Source organism: Paraburkholderia sp. BL6669N2, from assembly GCF_003387275.1.
Taxonomy (GTDB): Bacteria; Pseudomonadota; Gammaproteobacteria; order Burkholderiales; family Burkholderiaceae; genus Paraburkholderia.
Genome location: NZ_QUNA01000002.1, coordinates 2314053 through 2335422, shown reverse-complemented (window position 1 = coordinate 2335422; position 21370 = coordinate 2314053). Strand labels below are relative to the sequence as shown.

At 59.6% G+C, this 21370-nt stretch carries 17 protein-coding genes; 13 read left to right on the top strand and 4 right to left on the bottom strand.

The window, feature by feature from the left end; genetic code table 11:
* Positions 1–101: 101 nt before the first annotated feature.
* The 3 genes from oxlT to B0G80_RS32950 all read left to right on the top strand — a co-directional run bounded on the left by oxlT (position 102) and on the right by B0G80_RS32950 (position 3963).
* Positions 102–1445, top strand: a complete 1344-nt coding sequence (gene oxlT, locus B0G80_RS32960; protein WP_106282479.1) for an oxalate/formate MFS antiporter — start codon at positions 102–104, stop codon at positions 1443–1445.
* Between the two features lie 29 nt (positions 1446–1474).
* Positions 1475–2446, top strand: a complete 972-nt coding sequence (locus B0G80_RS32955) for a LysR family transcriptional regulator (protein WP_116122035.1) — start codon at positions 1475–1477, stop codon at positions 2444–2446.
* Between the two features lie 65 nt (positions 2447–2511).
* Positions 2512–3963, top strand: coding sequence for an aldehyde dehydrogenase family protein (locus B0G80_RS32950; protein ID WP_116122034.1), 1452 nt, complete (start codon positions 2512–2514; stop codon positions 3961–3963).
* A gap of 105 nt (positions 3964–4068) precedes the next feature.
* Here B0G80_RS32950 and B0G80_RS32945 read toward each other — a convergent pair whose 3' ends face one another.
* Entirely contained in the window at positions 4069–5046 is a 978-nt protein-coding gene (locus B0G80_RS32945) for a 2-dehydropantoate 2-reductase (RefSeq protein ID WP_116122033.1), read from the bottom strand.
* 443 nt (positions 5047–5489) lie between these two features.
* Here B0G80_RS32945 and B0G80_RS32940 point away from each other — a divergent pair, with 443 nt between their 5' ends.
* The 9 genes from B0G80_RS32940 (at position 5490) to B0G80_RS32900 (ending at position 18298) form a co-directional block, all read left to right on the top strand.
* Positions 5490–6905 carry an undecaprenyl-phosphate glucose phosphotransferase gene (locus B0G80_RS32940; RefSeq protein WP_116122032.1) on the top strand — a complete coding sequence of 472 codons (1416 nt, stop codon included), beginning with the start codon at positions 5490–5492 and terminating at the stop codon, positions 6903–6905.
* Between the two features lie 152 nt (positions 6906–7057).
* Positions 7058–8203, top strand: a complete 1146-nt coding sequence (locus B0G80_RS32935) for a polysaccharide biosynthesis/export family protein (protein WP_116122031.1) — start codon at positions 7058–7060, stop codon at positions 8201–8203.
* Positions 8204–8252: 49 nt separating this feature from the next.
* Positions 8253–9908, top strand: coding sequence for a hypothetical protein (locus B0G80_RS32930; RefSeq protein ID WP_116122030.1), 1656 nt, complete (start codon positions 8253–8255; stop codon positions 9906–9908).
* Between the two features lie 59 nt (positions 9909–9967).
* Positions 9968–10459: a low molecular weight phosphotyrosine protein phosphatase gene (locus B0G80_RS32925; protein ID WP_116122029.1), complete on the top strand. Its 492-nt coding sequence runs from the start codon at positions 9968–9970 to the stop codon at positions 10457–10459.
* A complete protein-coding gene (locus tag B0G80_RS32920) occupies positions 10456–12720 on the top strand; it encodes a polysaccharide biosynthesis tyrosine autokinase (protein WP_116122028.1) in 2265 nt (754 codons plus the stop codon). Before B0G80_RS32925 ends, B0G80_RS32920 begins: the two co-directional genes overlap by 4 nt.
* Positions 12717–14870 (top strand): glycosyltransferase, encoded by a 2154-nt coding sequence (locus B0G80_RS32915; protein ID WP_116122027.1) that lies wholly within the window; start codon positions 12717–12719, stop codon positions 14868–14870. Before B0G80_RS32920 ends, B0G80_RS32915 begins: the two co-directional genes overlap by 4 nt.
* Positions 14871–14922: 52 nt before the next feature.
* Positions 14923–15963 (top strand): EpsG family protein, encoded by a 1041-nt coding sequence (locus tag B0G80_RS32910; RefSeq protein ID WP_116122026.1) that lies wholly within the window; start codon positions 14923–14925, stop codon positions 15961–15963.
* A 6-nt stretch (positions 15964–15969) separates the two neighbouring features.
* Positions 15970–17127: a glycosyltransferase gene (locus B0G80_RS32905; protein WP_116122025.1), complete on the top strand. Its 1158-nt coding sequence runs from the start codon at positions 15970–15972 to the stop codon at positions 17125–17127.
* 1 nt (position 17128) lies between these two features.
* Positions 17129–18298, top strand: coding sequence for a polysaccharide pyruvyl transferase family protein (locus B0G80_RS32900; RefSeq protein ID WP_116122024.1), 1170 nt, complete (start codon positions 17129–17131; stop codon positions 18296–18298).
* Between the two features lie 44 nt (positions 18299–18342).
* Here the strand turns inward: B0G80_RS32900 and B0G80_RS32895 are convergent, their stop codons facing one another.
* The 3 genes from B0G80_RS32895 to B0G80_RS32885 form a co-directional block, all read right to left on the bottom strand.
* Positions 18343–18963, bottom strand: coding sequence for a LysE family translocator (locus tag B0G80_RS32895; RefSeq protein WP_116122023.1), 621 nt, complete (start codon positions 18961–18963; stop codon positions 18343–18345).
* 113 nt (positions 18964–19076) lie between these two features.
* Complete coding sequence (locus tag B0G80_RS32890; protein ID WP_116123809.1) at positions 19077–19616, bottom strand: hypothetical protein; 540 nt, start codon at positions 19614–19616, stop codon at positions 19077–19079.
* Between the two features lie 228 nt (positions 19617–19844).
* Positions 19845–20429, bottom strand: coding sequence for a YigZ family protein (locus B0G80_RS32885; protein WP_116122022.1), 585 nt, complete (start codon positions 20427–20429; stop codon positions 19845–19847).
* A 292-nt stretch (positions 20430–20721) separates the two neighbouring features.
* On the opposite strand from B0G80_RS32885, the gene B0G80_RS32880 reads away from it, so the two are divergent.
* Entirely contained in the window at positions 20722–21348 is a 627-nt protein-coding gene (locus tag B0G80_RS32880; RefSeq protein ID WP_106305054.1) for a LysE family translocator, read from the top strand.
* The last annotated feature ends 22 nt before the right edge of the window (positions 21349–21370 follow it).

The window sequence follows — 21370 nt, the reverse complement described above, 5'->3', positions numbered from 1 at the left end:
GTCATAACATAAGGTGGGACGCATACAGTACGGCGCGTTGCAGGGCGATTTCCTGCGGGACGCCAGCCGGCTGCACCAGACAAATAGTGGAGACAAAGCGAATGGACGATATCAGTCAGCAGACTACGAGCCGCGCATTTTGGGGCAACCGTTGGTGGCAACTCGTCATCGGCATGGTGTGCATGGCTCTGGTGGCCAATCTTCAATACGCGTGGACGTTGTTCGTCACGCCGATGAACGCGCGGCATCACTGGGGCGAAGCGTCCATTCAACTCGCGTTCGCGATTTTCATCCTCACTGAAACGTGGCTCGTGCCGCTCGAAGGTTGGCTCGTCGACAGGTTCGGACCGCGGCCCGTAGTCGCGGGCGGCGCGATTTGCGCGGGCGTTGCGTGGGTGATGAATTCGTACATCACGACTCTGCCGATGCTGTACGTCTCCGCGGTCATCGCCGGTATCGGTGCGGGCGGCGTGTACGGCACGTGCGTGGGCAATGCGTTGAAATGGTTTCCCGACAAGCGCGGACTTGCAGCGGGTCTCACCGCTGCGGGCTTCGGCGCGGGCGCCGCGGTGACGGTGATTCCGATTGCCAACATGATCACGCGTTCGGGTTATGAGCATACGTTCTTCTTCTTCGGCATCCTTCAAGGCGGGTGCATTCTCGCGCTTGCGCTGCTGTTGAAGAAGCCGAACTTGCGCTCGCAAGCCGCACCGAAGAGGAAGTTCGCCGTGTCGAAGGTCGACTTCACCCCGGGGCAGATGATCAAGACGCCGGTGTTCTGGGTGATCTACGTGTCGTTCGTCGCCGTGGCCGCGGGCGGTTTGATGGCGACCGCGCAGATCGGTCCGATCGCGAAAGACTGGGGCCTCGCACGCATCCCGATGACGATCTTCGGCATGACCTTGCCGCTCCTGACCGCCACGCTTTCCATCGATAACGTCTGCAACGGTTTTACGCGTCCGCTGTGCGGCTTCATCTCCGACAAGCTCGGCCGTGAAAACACGATGTTCGTGATCTTTATCGGCGAAGGCCTGGCGTTGCTCGGTCTGATGCAATACGGCACTAACCCGTACGCGTTCATGACATTCGCCGCATTGATCTTCCTGTTCTGGGGCGAAATCTTCTCGATCTTCCCGGCGATCTGTGCCGATACCTTCGGCAGCAAATATGCCGCGGCCAACGCCGGCACCTTGTACACCGCCAAGGGTACGGCTTCGTTGCTGGTGCCGATCGCGTCGGTGTTGTCGGCGACGGGCGGATGGAATCTCGTGTTCATCGTCTCCGCCGTCGTGACGATCGTCGCGGGCATTTCCGCGAAGTTCATACTCGCGCCGATGCGCTCGCGCTGGATCGAAACGCACAACGAGCCGCAAGGTGTGCTGGCCGTTGCCGGCAACGGCAAGGCTTCGCGCTTGAGCCATTGGCCTGAGCAGACAGGAGAATAGGTGAATGGTCCACACCCGGCAGTGACGTCATGAATGTTTCGTTGCAGCAACTCAAGGTGTTTGTCGCCGTCGCGCGTGAGCGGAGTTTTACGCGCGCGGCGCGTGAGTTCGACTTGACGCAATCGGCGGTGAGTCGTTGCGTGCGCGAACTCGAAGACGCCATGGAATTAAAGCTGTTCGACCGTACCACGCGCCAGGTCGAACTGACGCATGCGGGAGCGAGCCTCGAGCGAAGAATCGGCCGGCTGCTCGACGAAATCGAGCTCACGCTGCGCGAAGAGCGGGCGGCTTACGACGGTCACACCGGCGTGGTGGTGCTCGCCAGCAATCCGGTGTTGTCGTCGAGTTGGGTGGCGCAGGGACTCGCGCGCTGCGCGGCGGCTTTTACTGAGCTAGCCGTCTCCGTCAGGGATCAGCCGCAAAGCGGCGTGCTCGCGAGCGTCGAACAGGGCGAGGTGGACTTCGGCGTGGTCTCGATGGCCGAGCCGCTTGCCGGCGACCTGTTGCACGCGCAACTGGTTTTCACGACACCGCTCCATGCGGTGATGCCACCTGCGCATCCGCTTGCGCGCCACGCCAGTGTTGCATGGAGCGAGTTGCACGAATGGGCGCTCATCACGCTGAACGCCGACACAGGTGTGCGTGGGGCGCTCGAACTCGCCTTCAACGCGAACGGCGTTAAACGACGGCCGGTGCAGGAACTCGGACATGTCGCGGCGGTGCTGCGCATGGTTGAGCTGGGCCTCGGCGTCGGCATCTTGCCAATCGACACGCATTGGCCGGCAATAGGCGCCTCATTGGTCAGCCGGCCGCTCGCACCCGCGATGAATCTGGCGACACTGCTCGTGCATCGCCGCAACCGTTCCCTCCGACCCAACGCCGCAGCAGCCTGGGCGCAATTCTCCACCCCTTCACAGACCACCGACGTGTCGCTGTCCGCTTCGCAGATGCAGACGAAGCCGACCGTTGCACGCGACGGCGCCGTCCTCCACGAGCCCTAGCGTCTTTTAATCGAAGCGGCTCGCACGCACTCAGCCCACGCAACATCCAAGCAAGGAGCTTCATGATGGAAACTGAAACCGACCTCAGGCGCCATGATCTGCTGATCGACGGCAAGCGCTTGCCGCCCGGCACCGGCGAATATTCCGTCGACATCAACCCCGCCACCGAAGAGCCGATCGCGCTGGTTGCGCAAGGCAGCGCCGCCGACGTGGACACCGCCGTGCGCGCCGCGCGCGCTGCGTTGAAAGTATGGAACGGCATTCGGACCGCTGAGCGGGCCCGCATTCTGATGCGCCTCGCCGGCTTGATGCGCGCGAATCTCGAGGAACTCGCCGCGCTCGAAAGCCTCGACGCCGGCAAACCGATCGCGGCGGTGATGCGGCAGGATATTCCGGCCGCGATCGATACGCTCGAATACTACGCAGGCTGGTGCGACAAGATCAACGGTCAGGTCGTGCCGGTGCGCCCCGATGCGTTGACTTACACGTTGCGTGAACCCGTCGGTGTGGTGGCTGCGATCGTACCGTGGAATTTCCCGCTGATGATCGGCATGTGGAAGATCGCGCCGGCGCTCGCGTGCGGTTGCACGCTGATCGTCAAGCCCGCGGAGATTACGCCGCTGACCGCGCTGCGCATCGGCGAACTCGCGCTCGAAGCGGGTGTGCCGCCGGGCGTGCTAAATATCGTCACGGGCAAGGGGCGGGTGGTCGGCGACGCACTGGTCGCGCATCCCGGCGTCGACAAGGTGACGTTTACGGGCTCGCCCTCGGTGGGGCGCGGCATTCTGCAAGGCGCCGCCGGCAATTTCAAGCGCGTCACGCTGGAGCTCGGCGGCAAATCGGCCAATCTGATTTTCCCGGATGCCAATCTCGACAACGCCGTGCGCGCCGCGGCGTCGGGCATCTTCTTCAATACCGGGCAAGTGTGTTCGGCGGGGTCGCGCATTCTCGCCCATCGCGATGTGTACGACGAAGTGGTCGAGCGCCTCGCCGCGCGCGCGAAGTCGATCAAGGTCGGCGATCCGTCGTCGCGCGAAACGTCGATGGGACCGCTTATCTCCGCGGCGCAGATGAAGACGGTGCTGGGCTACGTCGAAACGGGTCGTTCAGAGGGCGCGTCGCTCGTTACGGGCGGCGCGCGGGTGGGCGAGCGCGGTTTCTTTGTCGAGCCGACTGTGTTTGCCAACGTCGAGCATGAAATGCGCATTTCGCAGGAGGAAATATTTGGGCCTGTGGCGAGCGTGATTCGCTTCAACGACGAAGCCGACGCGATTAGGATTGCAAACGGCACGCTGTATAGCCTCGCGGCGGGCGTGTGGAGCGCGGACATCGGCCGGGTGCATCGGGTTGCGCGGGATCTGAGGGCGGGGACCGTGTGGATCAACACATACGGCTACACCGATGTGCGCCTGCCGTGGGGAGGGTCAGGCGACTCGGGGTTCGGCCGCGAACACGGTGACGTCGCGATCGAGAACTTCACCGAGCCCAAGGCCGTGTGGCTCGCCATCGATCAGTAGCGTAAAAAGGATCGAACGCGTTTTGGCGTTCGATCCTTTTATGTTTGCCTTTGCCGATAGGCGGGAGAGCGAACGAATTTCTGATCGCACGCTCTCTATCGAGTCTCAATCTCCTTGCAACGCCATCCGTTCACGCAGTTTAATGAGCGCCAGCACGACATCGATAGTCGGCGTCGGCTCGGCGACGAGGCGGCCCATTTCCTGCACGACGGTCAACAGCGGATCGATCTCCATTGGCCGGCGATTCTCCAGATCGACCAGCGTCGATGTCTTGTGGGCGCCGACCGCGCCCGCGCCATCAATACGCTTTTCCACGTCGACGCGAAAGTGCACGCCGAATTGATCCGCAATGCGCTTGGCCTCCAGCATCATCGTGCGCGATACCGCGCGTGTGCCGGGGTCGCTGGTGAGCACGTCGAGCGTGGCGTGCGTCAATGCGCTGATCGGGTTGAAGCACAGGTTGCCCCATAGCTTGAGCCAGATTTCGTCGCGGATATTGTCGCGGATTGGCGCCTCGAAACCCGCCGCCTGCATGATCTCGTGCAACTGTTGAATACGCGGCGTGCGTTCTCCGCTCGGCTCCCCGATCGGGAATTTCTTGCCGTACACGTGCTTGATGACGCCGGGTTCGACGATTTCGGCAGCCGGGTAGAGCACGCAGCCGATTGCCCGTTCGGGTCCGAGCTTCGTCCATTGACTGCCGTCCGGGTCGACGCTCGTGAGACGCGTGCCGGCGAAGCGTCCGCCGTGCTGATAGAAGTACCAATACGGAATGCCGTTGACGCCCGTGACGATGGCCGTGTGCTTGCCGAGCAGCGGCTGCATTGCATCGACTACGCCGGGCAGCGAATGCGCCTTAAGCGTAATGATCACGAAGTCCTGCACGCCGAGTTCGCGCGGGTCGGACGTGCAGCGCACCGGTGCGCTGAACGTCTCGCCGTCCATGATCAGACGCGCACCGTGCTCGCGCATGGCCGCCAGATGCGGACCGCGCGCGACGAAACTCACATCCGCACCGGCGCGTGCGAGTTGCACACCCATCAAGCCGCCGATTGCTCCCGCTCCGAAGACACAGATCTTCATGACGCCCCTCCTCTGATGATGAATAGTCGCTTGCCCGATGCCGTGTCTTGCCGTGCACGGTTTGCGGATCATTGTTCGAGCATACGGGGGCGGGACGATTGCGGATAGTTAAAGTTTGTGGAGAGGTGCATTAGGGATCGGTTATGGGTGGGGCGGCGCCCGAAAAAACGTGGAACAGGACCGGACTGAATCGGAAGCCAAGGGGGATGGCGGACGAATGCCGCGAACGATTCGGAAATCTCTTAAGCCTCTCCAATCTTCGTGGGCGCAGAATGCGGCCTCTATGAGAAGTTGCGCATGCACGTGGCATCGCGAAAGGAATTTTGAGAGTGGTGCCATGAAGTCAAAGCTTGATGTGAGCTATCCCGTTGTGTTCTTGCGTGTGACATCTGTGCGGAAGTTGCGCGGTGTCGGATCGGCGGCTCCGCGCTAGGCCCGGTCTCATGCACACGGTGATTCGTAAAACCGCTGGCCGGGATTTGGCGGAGATGGAAAGCGTGCTGGCGCGCCTGCTAGACGCGACGTTGATCGCGTTGTCGGCGGCGCTCGCCTCGCTGCTGTTCATGCCTCGCTCAGGGTATTCGATTCTCGAAGGCGCCTTCGTCGCTCTCGATATTGCGTTCGCTGTTTTGTTGCTGCCCTGGTTCGGCGTGTATGACTCATGGCGTGGCCGCTCGAAATGGCGGCTGAGCGTCAAGCTGGTGCTCGGCTGGATCGCGGTGCAGGCCTGCGGGCTCGCGATGTTGTTTCTGCTTCATCGCGCTGGGTCGGTGTCCCGGCTTTGGTGCGTGAGTTGGACCGTGATCGCCGCTGCGGCGCTCGTCGCTTCGCGGTGGGTGGTGCATGCCGTACTCGGTCGGATGAGACGTGGCGGCCGGAACCTGCGAATGGTTGCTGTGGTTGGCGCCGGCGCGCATCGCGACGCTGTGATCGCCAACATCATGAGTTCACCGGATGCGGGCTTCCGGGCGGTTGCCACGTTCAACACGCGACAGGATAGTGAGTCCGGGTTTGACGGCTTGCCGTCGTTCGTGCGGCTGCGCGAATTCGCGGACTGGGTGCGCCGTGAACAGATCGAAGAGGTGTGGATCGCGCTGCCGATGTCCGAAGAAGACACCGTGCTGAAGGTGCTCGACGAATTCAGTGGTGACCTTGTTAATTTGCGCTTTATTCCTGATGTGCGCAGTCTTGCGATGTTCGATCGAAACGTGGTCGATCTGATCGGCGCGCCGGCTATCAATCTGATGGCCTCGCCGATGACACCGTACGCGCTGGTTCAGAAAGCGGTTTTCGACCGGTTGTTCGCGAGTGTGGCGCTGCTGGCTTTGTTGCCGGTGATGTTGTCGATTGCGGTTGCCGTCAAGGCGACTTCGAAGGGACCCGTGTTGTTTACCCAGCGGCGTAAGGGTGCGGACGGACGCGTCTTTCGCATTTACAAGTTTCGTTCGATGCGCGAGCACTCGGCGCGGCCAGGTGTGGTTCTGCAGGCCACGCGAGGAGACACGCGGGTGACTCGTGTCGGCGCGTTCTTACGTCGCACGAGCCTTGATGAGTTGCCGCAGTTTCTGAATGTGTTGCGTGGGGAAATGTCGGTGGTTGGGCCGCGGCCGCATGCGATTGAACATGATGACCAGTATCGGGGAATTGTCGATGGGTATATCCACCGCTACCGGATTAAGCCTGGTATTACCGGGTGGGCTCAGGTGAATGGCTTTCGCGGTGAGACGGATCGGGTCGAGAAGATGCAGGCACGGGTCGAACATGACTTGTATTACTTGCGGAACTGGTCTTTTGGGTTGGATATGCGGATTGTGCTGGCGACGGTGGTGAGAGGGCTGCGGCATCGGAATGCGTATTGAAATGCGGTTCCGCGATGTGGCGCCGGCGAGTTTTTGTGAGGCAATACTCTGCATAGAAAGGCAGAGATCGCCACGAGTTATGGATTACATCTGCCCGATGTTGGGTGGCGAGAGCGTTGCCTCGGCACGCTGGTTTGAATAGGTTGAACACGATGTTAGCGGTATTTCTGGCCAGACCCGCCTTCAGGCTCGGGGTCGTGATGACGGCAGTAAGTTTGTTGGCGAGTGCGTGCTCGGTGGCGCCGGGGATGAGGATGGACAGCCCGGCTCTGCTACCTGCGGTCAGTGCAAGCGCGGGTGCACCCGTGGAGCAGTTGCCCGTGCCTGTCACCGAAGTGACCTTGGCGTTGCTCGACGAGCTGAAGAATGAAGTTGATCGCCGTGCTGATTTGAACACCCGTGCCTTGCTTGGGCACGCATCCGCATATACGGTCGGTGTTGGCGATGTACTTCAGATCACGGTCTGGGATCACCCGGAATTGGCCGCAGCAATGGGCGCACAGCCGCCCGCAAATGCGCGCGCCTATGACCCGCCGTCCGGTTTCATCGTTGATGATACTGGCCGACTTCGATTTCCGTTTGCCGGCAGCATACGCGTCGAAGGAATGAAGATAGACGAAATCCAAAGACAACTGGCGATAGAGCTAGGCAAGTCGTTCCGTGATCCTCAAGTGACGGTGCGGATGGCCTCGTTTCGCGCCAAGCAGATATACGTCGACGGCGAAGTACATACGCCCGGAGCTCAGCCAATTAACGACATCCCGACCTCGCTCTATGACGCAATCAGTCATGCAGGCGGTTTTAGTTCGAGCGCAGATCAAAGCAGAATTTCACTGACCCGCGACGGCCAATCTTACGACATCAACTTCCCCAAACTGCTACAGCGCGGCTCGAATCCTTCGAACATCATGCTGCGTCCGGGCGACCTGGTTCGCGTGTCGGCGAGAGAAGACAGCGGCACGTTCGTGTTGGGTGAGGTGACGAAGCCAGGCACCGCACTACCGCTTCGCAACGGTCAACTGACGTTAAGCGACGCCCTCTCACAGGCCGGCAGCATTAGCGCAACGACTGCGGACGCCGCGCAGCTTTATGTGATCCGCGGCCTCGGCAAAGATGCGCGCGTTTTCCATCTCGACGCCGCTTCGCCAGTGTCTATGATCCTCGCCAACCAATTCGAGTTGCAGCCGAAGGACATTGTTTATGTCGACGGCAATGGACTCGTTCGTTTCAGCCGTGTGTTGAGTCTTCTACTTCCTGGTATAAACGCTGGTCTCACCGCCGGTCTGGTGGCGAAATGATTGCCGGATTTAGTTTCGTAGAGATCCGGCACCTGATCTCGAGGCAATCATGAACCGCCGTTCCATAATGGGGTTCACTGCCGGCGCTACGGTACTGGGTGCGTCCGTCGTTTCGCGAGGGTGGGCTCAAACCACGGAGAAGCAAACACCGCACGGGTTTCGATGGTTGGATGAGTTCGCCAGGAAGGGAACGGGCGCTAGCGATGACACCGGCACCTTCCTGCGCGCCATCGACTTCGTACGCAACATTGCATTGCGTACACACGACACATCCTGCTTGCCGGCGTTGCTGATGCCGTCGGGCCGATACGTTCTAACAAAAACGATCGAGACCGCGCCCTGGATCAAGCTCTGTTCGGTGGGTGGCGTTTTGCTCGACTTCTCCAGTTTGCCAGCCGGTTTGGACGGCTTGACCTGTAGAAACGAGACTGCGCTACCTCCGACTGAGTTGCGTTTCCCTGGTGATCGCTCGCCGTTCCTCGACGGTGGAGGGGGCGCGATCTCGATCCTTGGGCCGGGTACCGCGCGGGCTGAAGGGTGGGGGATAGTGATGGGCAACCGCCAAACGGAATTCTCTGGAGTTGTTCGGGACGCGGGTGGCCGCAATATCGTGGTCAGCGGCTGGCGCGGTGCGCTCCGGATCGATCCGGTCAATACGTACCTCAGCACGTGGTTTTCGTCACGGTTTGAACAGAATCGCGAACATGGCATTTACGTGGCTCGAGGCGAACGACGAAGCCAGAATAGTGGCGAACGGATGACGTTCGTCGATTGCACGATATCGGGTTCTGCGCGTGCCATCGACATCCAATCTGACAGTATGGATTTCATGTTCGATGCCTGTTCGTTCGATTTCAATGGCGACGTGGTGCATTTCGGTAGCGACGCGTGTTTCGGTACGGTGGCATTCAACCACTGTCACTTCGAGGGCATCGACGGATTGCTGGTGAACGCGACGGAGAGTGGCCAAGCTCTTCGAACCGTTTTCCGAGACTCGATTGTGTTGCCGAGACACTGGAAGCGCAAGGAACTCACCAACGCACCTCGTCGATTAGTGGCGGGAACGGCAAAGTTCAGTGCGTCCGGAGTCGAGTGGCGTTTGGAGTCGCCGCAGCAGGGCGCGCTCACGCCTCTGATCGGCGATGAGGTGCCTGTCGAATCATTGACCGCGATGAGCTTTCAACAAGTTCAAGCTCTGCCTTGGCGCGGGAGTGTGCTTAATGTGGACAGTGTCTTCGCTTCGGATAAACCTGGCACGTTGTGGAATGCACTCACGCATTGGAGCGCATCGCCTGCTGCGTCAGCAGAAATAAGTGGCGAGATCGTCTCGGTCAATGAGGCGGCGGGCAGTCGCGCAATCGTCGCGCCCGGGTACGCGTTGAGGCTCACTCTGCCGAATCGGCGCGACGCGCATTTTTCGCTCAGCACTAAAACCCCCTTTCCTGTGATCGCAGGCGAGAACGTTGCGGCCGCGTGCGCCGCTGCAACGACGGGCGCAACGGGGAGCATCAGATTCACATTCCGGTTCTACGCGCTGGGCAACATTCCGCTGGGTACGAGTGAATCACAAGGCGCAGCACATGAACTTCAATCTACGCACATCGCTGTTCCTGCCGGTGCCAGTCAGGCTGTTCTCACTGCAACCTTCATTGACTGGACAGGGACGCTGGAGGTTGGCGAGTTGGCTGTATGGCGCGTGTCATGACGTCGCGAGCAAAAAAAACGGCGGTTTAAGGCTACGTCAACACTTCACTGCATAACTAAATGATCTCCAATGTTTTAACGGTTTGCCACGGAAATTTATGCCGCAGCCCCATGGCTGCGGCGCTTCTACAGCATCGGCTTCCGGACGTGCACGTCCGGTCGGCGGGATTGGCGGCTGTGTCGGGCCAGCGGGCCGAGACCAAGGCCATCGCCGCGCTTTCCGAGATCGACATTGATATTCGTGCGCATCGCGCCATGCAATTGACCCGCGAGATCGCGAACGAAGCGCAACTCATTTTGACGATGACCGCGACTCAGAAACGAAGCGTTGAGTCGCTATATCCGCTCATGCGAGGTCGAGTGTTCTCGATACGAGACTTTGACAATTCAGATATCGACGACCCCATGGGACTATCTATTACCGCATTTCGTATTTGTCGCGATGCATTGGTAGACGGCGTCGACCACTGGGTGCGGAAATTGGCAAAGCTAACTGAGCGATCCAACGGTGGCGGATTTGATGCAGTCTCCATTGGCGGAGGTAAGCAGTGAACCAAACGCATGTTTCGCACCAGACAATCGCAGCGGACAAGGAGTTCAATCTAGCCGCCATGCTCGATGTCTTTGTGCTTTATCGTCGCATGATCCTGTGGATTTTCGGTGTCCTCTCGGTTCTCGGCATCGCCGCGGCTCTTTTATCGGATCCGCAATATCAGGTCAATATCGTTACACAGGTCGATGAAGGATCTGCGGCGACGGCAGCATCCTCGCTGCTGGGGCAGGATTTGTCATCGATGTTCGACGTCAAGTCGTCGGCTGACACAGAAATGCAAGTGCTGCAGTCGCGGCTAGTCGTGACCTCGGCAGTCGACGACCTGCGCCTCTATATCGAAGCGGAGCCCGCTCGCTTTCCCTTTATCGGCCGCGCAATCGCGCGATCGAACAAGGGCCTATCCCGTCCGGGAATAGTCGGCTTGGGGGGCTATACATGGGGTGATGAACGCGCGAGTATCGATCGCTTTGACGTCCCATCAGCACTCGAAGGAAAGCATTACGGCCTGACGGTTCTGGAAGCCGGGACCTATCGGCTGTCTGGAGCGGGAATCGAACGGGCCGCGGTCGGCGCGATTGGCAAGACCGAGACTTACCGGACTGATGACGGCCCGATAACCTTGCGCGTCGATGCAATTCGAGCAGCGGTCGGTGCGCGTTTCAAGCTTACGCGCCAATCGCGTCTACAGACAATCGATGAACTCCAGCGCAAGCTTTCGGTCAGTGAGCAGGGCAAGGATTCCAACGTTCTGCAAGTCAAATTGCGTGGTTCCGATCCGCAATTAATCACGCAGATCCTGAACGATATTGCGCGTCACTATGTCGATCAGAATGAGGCGCGCAAAGCGGAGCAGGCAGCACGATCGCTGACTTTCTTGCGCGGCCAGGTGCCTGACTTGCGGCAGAAACTCGACTTGGCGGAGAGTGCATATGCCGCTGTCCGCAGCAAGCTGGGCTCCGTCGATCTCGATGGGGACGCACGCGAGATCCTGCAGCAATCGTCCGACAATGAAACACAACTCGGTGCATTGCTGCAAAAGCGCGCAGATGCATTGACCCGCTTCTTGCCGACTAATCCGACCGTGGTTGCGCTTGATCAGCAGATATCAGTGCTCAGGTCGCGTTCCGGTGGGCTTGATCAGCGCATTGACCGCCTGCCGGAAACGCAGCGTCAGGTGGTGACGGCACAGCGCGATGTCAAGATCAGCAACGACCTGTACATCGGCTTGCTGAACAACATTGAGCAATTGCAGATTCTGCAGGCAGGACGGATCGGGAACGTTCGCGTCCTCGATACCGCCATGTTGCCCGACCAACCGATCCGAATGTGGCGCCCGCTGCTGTGCATCGTCGTTGTTGCATTCGCAATGTTTGCCGCTGCCGCAGCAGCCTTCATTCGCGACCTCCTGTTCCGTGGGATATCCGATTCGCAAGAGATAGAAGAGCAGACCGATCTCGACGTGTTTTCAATTGTACCGATGGCACGTGTGCGTGGCTTCCGATTGCCGAGTTTCCTGCGCCGCAACGTGCTTTCACGGCGTCCGCTCGCACTCGTCGACCCGGCCGACCCCGCCATTGAAAGTCTGCGCAGTCTGCGCACGGCATTGCAGTTCTCGTTGGCCGATTCAAACAGCAACGTCGTCATGTTCACGGGTCCGTCTCCCAACATCGGAAAGTCATTTGTCGCATCGAATGTTGCTGCTTTGCTGGCTAGTAGCGGTAAACGTGTTCTGCTGATCGACGGCGACCTTCGGCGCTGCGAACTCAGTCGCTCCTTTGGCTGCAGTTCGGCAATGGGTCTATCCGATGTGATTGCCGGGGGGAGCGGGCTTGATGCCGCAATTCGGAAAATAGAGCGCTCGACGCTCGAATTCCTTCCGAGCGGGTCAATGGTGCCGAATGCCGCCGACCATTTGAGCCGCCCGACAGTGCGCGACCTTTTTAGTGGGCTCTCGGCGAGCTATGACGTAGTGATCGTCGACACGGCGCCGCTTCTTCCCGTGCCGGACGCGGCGATTCTTGCCCCTTATGCAAGCGGCAACGTTTTCCTGGTGGCCCGCGCCGGCGTCACCAAACCGGCGGAGCTCAATGAAAGTGCGCGCCGCTTGGGGCAGGTTGGCGTCGACGTGAGAGGCGTGGTACTCAACGGAATCGACCCTCATGCTGGACGTTTCCGCTACGGGGCGACCTACGGCACCTACCGCTACACGCGCTCTGGGAACTCGGGCGATCGGGCCACGCTGGACGGGGCAGTGCGATGAATTTGCGATTTCGGGACGCCCGGGCGGTGTCGCTGCTGTCGGTCAGCGCGCTGGCGTCAGCAGGGCTGGCATTCGCCGTGCAGGCGATGCTCGCACGTTCTCTGTCGTCGGCGGAATACGGGCGTTTCGCCACAGCACTCGCCGTCGTTACGATCATTGCCCCTGCCGTTGGCTTCGGCGTGCCGTCCTTCTGGTTGAAGGCATATGGCACTGAAGGCTGGGCGGCCAGACGATGGATGGCGCCGTCGATGAGCTTTGTCGTTCGCAGTGCCTTCGTGTGTCTGATCGGAGGGGCCATCTGGGCGTGTTTAGGCATGCCTGATAGGCGGACTCGTGATCTCCTGCTATTGATGCTCCCTGTGGTGCTGACCCAAGGTGCAGTTGAAATGTCCTCCGTGAAATTGCAACTCGAGGAAAGGTTCGGCCGCGTCGCGATGTGGCAGGCGCTGCAGCACGCGGGGCGGCTCGTGCTGGTTGCCTTGTGCTGGCAGTTGGGCGCAGGCAGTGAGGCAATTGCGCTCGGCTTCGGCTGCGTCGGCGCGTTGGTGACCCTCGGCGCCTGGCAATCGATTTCTCTGTTGCGCAGTGGGGAAGCGGAACTGGTAGGACATGGGTCGAAGTCTGGCGCCGGGGACATGAACCGGGTTTTGCCGACGCCATCGGTCGCGGAGCTATGGCGTAGCGCAATGCCGTTCGGCGTGTCCGGGTTGTTGTTCTTTGCGTACGGGCAAAGTGGCCTTTTGATCGTCTCGCATCTCGGCACGCCGCAGGATGTGGGCATCTACGGTGTGGCCGTGACGATTCTGACGGCGCTCTACCTCTTGCCGACGGTTCTGTTTCAAAAGCTCTTGATGCCGCGATTCCATCGCTGGGCCGCGTCCGGGGATGAGCGTCTCGAACGGGCATATCGCGTTGGCAACAAATGGATGTTTGCATTGGGCGTCGTATTGGCGGGCATTGCGGTGCTGCTCGCGCCGACCGCGATTCCGCTGGTATTCGGCAAGCAATACGAACAATCCGTTTGCGTGGTCGCATTCATGACGCTAAGCGCGCCATTCAGATTTCTGACGGTCAGTGCCTCTTCGGTGATGACTACCCGCGATCTGATTCAAGTGCGCAATCGCTGTGCCGCCGTTGCGCTGTTGTTCAGCCTGATAGCGGGAATCATTGGTGTCTTACGCGCGGGTATCGCCGGGGCGGCGGCCGCCTCGGTCGCCGGTGAAATCTTGTGGGCAGCGCTATCGTTGCTGTGCGCGCGCCATTTCCTCTCGGAGCCACAGCGCAAACCGGCGCCCGCAAGTGAGGTCCTGCGACGCGCTCAAAAGGCGCTCCAATCGCTGTGCGAACATGCTCCAGTAAGCGTAGTCATTCCATGCTTCAACTGCTGCGACACGATCGGACGCGCGGTCGAATCAGTGTTCCGGCAAACATGTCGCCCCCAAGAGTTGATTCTGGTCGACGATTGCAGCACGGATGGCACTCGCAAGTACCTCGGCGAACTGATACAGGCCTACCCATCTAACTGGATCCGTATAGTCCAGCAGCCTCGCAATGCGGGACCAGGGGCCGCGCGTAACGCCGCATGGGCTATCGCGACGCAACCCTACATTGCGTTTCTCGACTCGGACGATAGCTGGCATCCAGCGAAGGTAGCTATCCAATACGGATGGATGGCGGCCCATCCTGACGTGGCGATCACCGGCCATCCCGTGGCACAACTTAAGTCCGGTGAACAATTCGACGCACAACCAGGGCCGACTACTACTGTGCCGTATCACGTGTCGCGTTGGCGCATCCTGTTCTCCAACCGCTTCACGCCATCCAGCATCATGGTGCGCCAGGACGTTAGTGCTCGTTTCGACGAGAAAAAGCGGCACGCGGAAGATTATTTCATGTTGCTCGAAGTTGTTTTGATGGACGGCGGAAAAGCATACCTGTTTCCGTCCCGACTTTCGCATGTTTATAAGGCTCAGTTCGGTGCACAGACGGGTCTGAGCGCTCAACTTTGGAATATCCAGAAAGGCGAACAGGATAACTATCTTGCCTTTCGCAAGCGAGGCCTGGTTAGTAACGTTGAATGGCTATGTTTTTCGCTGCTGAGCATGCTTAAGTATCTCCGTCGTTGCGTGTTATCGCGGAGATTCACGTGAAAAACCTGCTCGCAATTCTGGTTGAAAAGGATCAGTCCGCGGGGTACGCACCATGATGTACTACTTCATGCCGCTGCTGATCTTCTACTTCGGCCTTGCATTGTGCATTGCCTATGGAGGAACCAACCCCGTTGTCGTTCTCACCTGCGCACTGCCTATGATCGCGTTGGCCGCTTTGCGCGGGCATTGTGGTACCGACACTGCAGCGTATTACCAGGCGTTTACGGACCTCGGCCAGGGGAATGGCTACGGGGGTGAACCGCTATTTAATGCTTACGCGCAACTTCTTTGGTACATCAATCCCGACCCGCGGTTCGTCGTCAACAGCATTTCGATGACCACCGCGCTACTTTTGCTGTGGTCCATTTCGCGCAGTCGCTTTGGTATCTGGTTCGGCGGCCTGATCATTGTACCTGGCATGTTTTACGAACTGACGATGAACGTGATGCGATACGGTCTCGCATCATCCATCTTTCTGATGGCGACGAGCATATCGCCACAGCGGAAGCCAACTCGATTTTTCATATACGCGGCAATCAGCACCTCTGTCCATTTCTCGTCGGCGCTCCTGTTCATCCTTTTTGTTGCAACGACCCGGCGGGGCAACACGTTGATGATCCTGACTGCTGCGATGGTTGTCCTGGGCGGCTCACTTCTGATGCCGGACTACTTTACCGACAAGGCAAGTCTGTACACCGGGATATCCGCACCGAACGCGTCGTCTGGCCTGCTCTTCCTTCTGATTCAGATAGGGATGCTCGGCGTGATGATTGTGTACCGACGGCAATTCTCCATTCCGCCTGTCGGTTGGCTGATATGTGCGGTGTTGGCGGCCTGTCTGTACGGCATGACCCAGGTGAGCTATGCCGGTATCCGCTTCCAGTTGATTCTTGTCAACCTCATGCTCGTCATGCTGTGGCGCCAGTTTTCTCCGCCTGCTGGGCGTATGAACAGGAACCTGGCGATGTGTCTGTTCGTCATTGGACTGATTGCGCTCGCAGGACGAATCCACAACATGAGCGATGAAGAAGGACGCGGAGAATCTCCATTCCTCCCGTATCGAGTCGCGCCCGCATTACAGGATATGGGGTGAGCGGCCATGCGTCAAAAAATTGTACACGTGACAGAAGCACTGGGCGGCGGCGTGCTGCATTGTATTGTCCTGCTTGCCAATCGTCAGGCAGCCGCCGGCGACGACGTCGTCGTGCTGCATTCCGTGCGCCAGGACACGCCGCCGTCCGCGAAACTGGATGAGTTGTTCGATCCCCGGGTACGCCGTAAGGTAGTCGCGATGGGTGCCGCGATCGGCCTTCGCGATCTTGTCAGCCTGTCCCGACTTACCGTTGACCTGTTTTGGGAGCGACCTGACATTGTTCATCTTCATTCTTCGAAAGCAGGGGCATTAGGGCGGGTTTCCACGCGTCTACTTGGTATTGCCTCACGCGCCATTTATTCGCCACATGGTTTCGCCTTTCTGAAGCAGGACATCTCGCCATACAAGGCCAAGCTCCTTCTGCTCTTTGAACGGATGCTGCATGCGTGCGGTGGGCACATTGTTGCCTGCTCAAAGAGTGAATTGCGTTATGCACGAATGCTCTTCAAGAACGCCGAGCGAACGAGTCTGGTCGAGAATGCAGTGAAGCTAGACGATATCGAATTAAGCCGAAGCCAACGGCGCCTTGGAGAGGTCGTCCTATGCACGTCAGCACGGGTCGCTTATCAGAAGGCGCCGTGGCGCTTCACACGCCTTGCTCAACGCGTCGTGGCGACATCCAATGCTCGCTTTGTATGGTTCGGTAACGGGGAAGGCGATGCCATCGATCGCTGGATCGATCGCGACGTGGTTCAGTTGAGTGGGTGGATCGCTGCGCCGGAGCTTCGGCGCCGACTGCGGCAGTGCGACATCTTTGTTCTGCCTTCGCTTTGGGAAGGCATGCCGATAGCCCTGATCGAAGCGCAGGCAGCCGGACTTCCAGCAGTTGCCAGCCGCATCGTCGGAAATCGCGATGTGATTGTCCACGGTGTGACGGGCTTTCTGGCGAACGACGACGAAGAGCTGGAGCGCTACACACGCCGCCTGATCGACGACGCGGCGCTACGCATCCGGATGGGTGCAGCTGCGAGTGCGCGCGCGGTAGCCCGGTTTGGCGATACCCGACTTTTTCGTTCTTATGTCACGGTGTACCGGCGTCTGTTGACACCTGAACACGACTTGGAGTCACACGTTGTGGTTAAAGATTTTCACACGGGACATTGAGATGACTACGCCAGACGATGCATTGGACCGCGCTTCCGCTCGAGAGTCTTGCTCCGGAAGTGCCCAACCCACTTCTGTCCGCCAAGGGAAACGCATTGCTTTCTTCGGATTCTACGGACGCCATAACTTTGGCGACGACCTGTTCGGATATCTGTTGCAATCGATATCCTTTAGGATCGGAGGCATTCAGCCGCTGATTGTCGGTGCGACGACCACGCAGGAATTGACGCATTCGTTCCACTTGCCGGTTGCGCGGGCCTTCTGGGCGCGGCGGGGGGCAATTGGCGCAGCGGCGCGGTGCGTGACATATGCGGCTGCGATATTACGCGCTCAGGCGGTGATATTTGGTGGCGGCTCGCTATTCGGCGCCCATGCTTCGCTTTCCTTCGCAAACCTGGTTGTTAATCTGGGACGGCGTCTCGGCAAGCCTGTCGCCGCAGTTGGTGTGTCGATTGGGCCCTTCGAAACGATAGAGCGGCGGGACCGGTTTTTGGATGTTCTCAAAGATGTACCGCGTATTGCCGTTCGCGACGAAGCATCTGTTGATGAGATCGCAGCAGCGGCGAGTTTGGTACCCGCGAACCTCAAGGATCTGGCATTCGCGTTGCCTGCCATTTACACGCCAAAACGCAGACTTGAAGCTCAGAGAACCCTGATCGTATCTATTCATCTACGACAATATATCGACACGGTGCTTGCGATACTTGCCGAAGTAGACAGCCAGCGACTGGTCGATGAAGTCTTGTTTGTCTCACTTGACGACGAGAGCGTCGCGGTGACAGGAGACATTGCGCGTCTGTTCTCGCCATTGTATGTGCGCGTGAGTCGATTCAAATACAGCGATTCGATTACCGGGATCATAGATCTGCTCGCAGGCGCGACCTGCGCGGTCACCTCGAAGCTGCACGGCGCCATCGTTAGTTTTGTCTACAACGTCCCTGTCATGCTGTTCTGTTATCAGCGGAAATGTGCGGAATTTCTGCAAGACAATGCGTTGCCTGGACCGCGGGAAGCACAACCTCTCGAGGAGGCTTGCGTCAGGCACGTTGCCGAACTTCTGGTATGCGGAAAAAACGAACAACGTTACGTTAACGCCGAATCACATCTCGAAGAGTTCATGGACTTTATCGACAACGTGGGTGACACGCGGACGTGTACTGGCGTCCCCTGACTGGTATTAGCAGGAAGGGGTACGGCGAACGGCGGCGTGCCCCGTCACCCCCGCCTCACCATCAAAAACCCCACCCCAATCGCCGCCAGAAAGCCCCCACAGCACCGATTAAACCACCGCCTTACTCTCGCACGCACCAACCACTTCCCGAGATACATCCCCGCCCACGAATACAGCGCGATAGCGAACCACTCCAACACCAGAAAACTCGCTCCCAGCACGGCAAACTGCGGCAACATCGGCTTGGCAATATCGACAAATTGCGGCAAGAACGCGGTGAACACCAGAATAGCCTTCGGATTGCCGGCAGCCACGAGGAACTCTCTGCGTGCGACCCGCGTAAGCGAGGCATCTTCCTGCTGCGTCGTGTCGATGGTGGGCGCATCGCTGCGCCACAACTGAATGGCCAACCAGATCAGATAACCAGCGCCGGCCAGTTTGATCGCGAGGAAGAACCACTCCGACGCGTGCAGTACGACGGCGAGACCGGTTGCGGCAAGCACGAGCATCACTGCGAATGCAACCAGACGCCCCGTGCCGCCGACAAACGCGGTCATGAAACCATGACGCGCCGCCACGTTGATGGACAGCAGATTATTGGGCCCGGGCGCGAGATTGATCGCGAAGCAGGCGGGCAGAAAGAACAGCCAGGCGGTGATGGACATGACGGCTCGCACATAGAAAGAACGCAGTTGCGACGGGCCGCGCGGCGAGACGGCGCGCGCGACACCCTTGTGCGATTGTAGCGAAGCTGGTGAGACCGATGTCGAGGGTGCGCTTAATTCACCGCTTTGACAAACCCCGGATCGTCGATCAATGCGTCGACGCTCAGCTTGACCGTGTCTTCAATGGCGATGGTGCTGCTGGTGAACTTCGGCGACTTCTGTTTGACCGTCTTGGTGGTTGAGAACACAACCTTCTGGGTTGCGGCGTCGGTCACCACGTAGCGCATTTTCAATGTCCACAACGCTGGCGAGCGCGTGTCGTCCACCGTGAATGTCTCGATGCTGCCGCTGAGGATCCGCTTGCCCCCGTCGAGATGAAAACCGGCGATCCGCAGGCTCTTCACAATGCCATTGCGCACGGTTTCATTGATGTCGTTCTTGAGCACGATGCCCGTCATCGCCGTGTTTTCGATGCGGTTCGGCGAAACTTGTCCGTCGCGAGCGGGCACATAGGCGAAGTCACTTGCGGGCGCGACGCTGAGCCAGCCGGTCGGATGCGCCACCGCGCGTGCCGAGGTATTCAGGCCGAACCACGACCACGAGCAGGCGGAGAGCATCAACGGCAGCGCGAGCGTGCCGCATCCCTTGAGCACGGTCGAAGTCAACGGTGAACGCATGGCATCGAGCGACTGCGGCACAGACGCGCTCCGATGCGGCGACTCAGGCGCTATGCTGGAAAAAACGGCGGTCGAGGTCAGAGGAGTTACCCTATTAAATTGAGTCGTTCCGGGGAATAAACAACATGGTAACAGCGGCTTGCACCCTGGCATCTCTTAATCGGGGCGCGCTCGGCCTCCTTTAAGGACGAGGCACGCACGCCGTCAGAAGAAGCCGGCTTTTCCCTGAGTCATATCCACCAACGCTCGCTGCGCATCATCCACCGCATTGATGGGCAAACGGATCGTCATTTTCACCAGCATCGCGTAGGCGCTGTCCACGAGCGCATAGCCTTCGGCGTCGATCCATCGACGCACTTTCGCCTCGTCGGCGTAACTGACCTCGACGGTCAGCGAAACCTGCGCGATGCGCTCGACACGCGGCGCATCCAGCAGCGCCGAAGCGATCGCATCGGTATACGCACGCACGAGACCGCCTGCGCCGAGCTTCACGCCGCCGTAGTAGCGCACGACGGCGGCCAGCACGCCGTCCAGGTCGTGATGCCGCAGCACTTCGAGAATCGGCCGGCCAGCGGTGCCGGAGGGCTCGCCGTCGTCGGACATGCCGGACTGGCCGCCAGCCAGCAGAGCCCAGCAGACATGCGTCGCGGCAGGATGCTCGTCGCGCAGGCGCCGCAATTCGGCCATCGCGGCGTCGCGGTCGGCAACCGGTATCGCGTACGCAATAAATCGGCTCTTGCGTATCTCGAGTTCCGCGCTCAACGCCGCGGGCAGGGTGTAAGTGGGCAAGGCAAGGAGTTCGTTAGATAAAAAATACGGGCCGCACGCGGCGTCGTGCCCGCCATGGTAACGGATCAGCGGCCGCTGACGGACTATCTCGGAGACGACTCTGCAAGACCCGCGAGCCCGTTTGCGGCGTGCATTGTGCCGGCCGCTCGCCGCGCGTTTATCGTGTAAGTGATAGCAATGCAGCAGACGGCAGACAGGGCGCGCGCGAATCAGAAATCACCCATTGGTCTACAATCTTCCGCTGAACGCGCGCGCCTGTTCGCTGCAAACAGCGCGTCACCAGGGAGACGACATGCTTGATCTATCCACGCTAGGGACTTTCGTTGCCGTTGTACTCGGGCTCTTTCTGATTCCCGGTCCGGCTGTGCTGCTGGTGTTGACGCGCACCGTGCACGGCGGCCGCAAGGCCGGCATTCTCACCGGCCTTGGCATTGCGGTTGGCGATTTCATTCATACGCTGGGCGCATCGGTCGGCCTGTCGGCGCTGCTAATGACTTCGGCGCTGGCCTTCAACGCGGTCAAGTTCGTCGGCGCCGCCTACCTGGTGTATCTCGGCGTTCGCGCGTTGCGTGAGAAACAGGCAAGCGCTCATATGCCGGCCGTCGCGCCGGTGTCGGCCTCGAAAGCCTTCTTTCAGGCCATTCCCGCCGAAGTATTGAATCCCAAGACCGCGCTGTTTTTTCTCGCGTTTCTGCCGCAGTTCGTTCGTCCCGAACACGGTTCCACATTTCTGCAGTTCACCACGCTCGGGCTGATTTTTGTCGGCATGAGCGCGCTCTATACGACGTTGATCGTGTTGACAATTCGTCCGCTGGGCAAATTCGTCAAGCGTCTGACGTGGCTGACGCGCTGGCAGAACAAGATCATCGGCGTGCTGTTCATTTCGCTCGGCCTGCGCGTGGCCACGCAAACGCGCTGATCGAATGGCGCGGCCTCGCTTA

Excerpts from the sequence above, each read along its gene's own strand:
- B0G80_RS32930 (WP_116122030.1), top strand. The coding sequence starts at position 8,253 with ATGAACCGCCGTTCCATAATGGGGTTCACTGCCGGCGCTACGGTACTG.
- B0G80_RS32880 (WP_106305054.1), top strand. The coding sequence starts at position 20,722 with ATGCTTGATCTATCCACGCTAGGGACTTTCGTTGCCGTTGTACTCGGG.
- B0G80_RS32895 (WP_116122023.1), bottom strand. The coding sequence starts at position 18,963 with ATGTCCATCACCGCCTGGCTGTTCTTTCTGCCCGCCTGCTTCGCGATC.
- B0G80_RS32910 (WP_116122026.1), top strand. The coding sequence starts at position 14,923 with ATGATGTACTACTTCATGCCGCTGCTGATCTTCTACTTCGGCCTTGCA.
- B0G80_RS32940 (WP_116122032.1), top strand. The coding sequence starts at position 5,490 with ATGCACACGGTGATTCGTAAAACCGCTGGCCGGGATTTGGCGGAGATG.
- B0G80_RS32915 (WP_116122027.1), top strand. The coding sequence starts at position 12,717 with ATGAATTTGCGATTTCGGGACGCCCGGGCGGTGTCGCTGCTGTCGGTC.
- B0G80_RS32955 (WP_116122035.1), top strand. The coding sequence starts at position 1,475 with ATGAATGTTTCGTTGCAGCAACTCAAGGTGTTTGTCGCCGTCGCGCGT.
- oxlT (WP_106282479.1), top strand. The coding sequence starts at position 102 with ATGGACGATATCAGTCAGCAGACTACGAGCCGCGCATTTTGGGGCAAC.
- B0G80_RS32925 (WP_116122029.1), top strand. The coding sequence starts at position 9,968 with ATGATCTCCAATGTTTTAACGGTTTGCCACGGAAATTTATGCCGCAGC.
- B0G80_RS32945 (WP_116122033.1), bottom strand. The coding sequence starts at position 5,046 with ATGAAGATCTGTGTCTTCGGAGCGGGAGCAATCGGCGGCTTGATGGGT.
- B0G80_RS32905 (WP_116122025.1), top strand. The coding sequence starts at position 15,970 with ATGCGTCAAAAAATTGTACACGTGACAGAAGCACTGGGCGGCGGCGTG.
- B0G80_RS32900 (WP_116122024.1), top strand. The coding sequence starts at position 17,129 with ATGACTACGCCAGACGATGCATTGGACCGCGCTTCCGCTCGAGAGTCT.
- B0G80_RS32935 (WP_116122031.1), top strand. The coding sequence starts at position 7,058 with ATGTTAGCGGTATTTCTGGCCAGACCCGCCTTCAGGCTCGGGGTCGTG.
- B0G80_RS32950 (WP_116122034.1), top strand. The coding sequence starts at position 2,512 with ATGGAAACTGAAACCGACCTCAGGCGCCATGATCTGCTGATCGACGGC.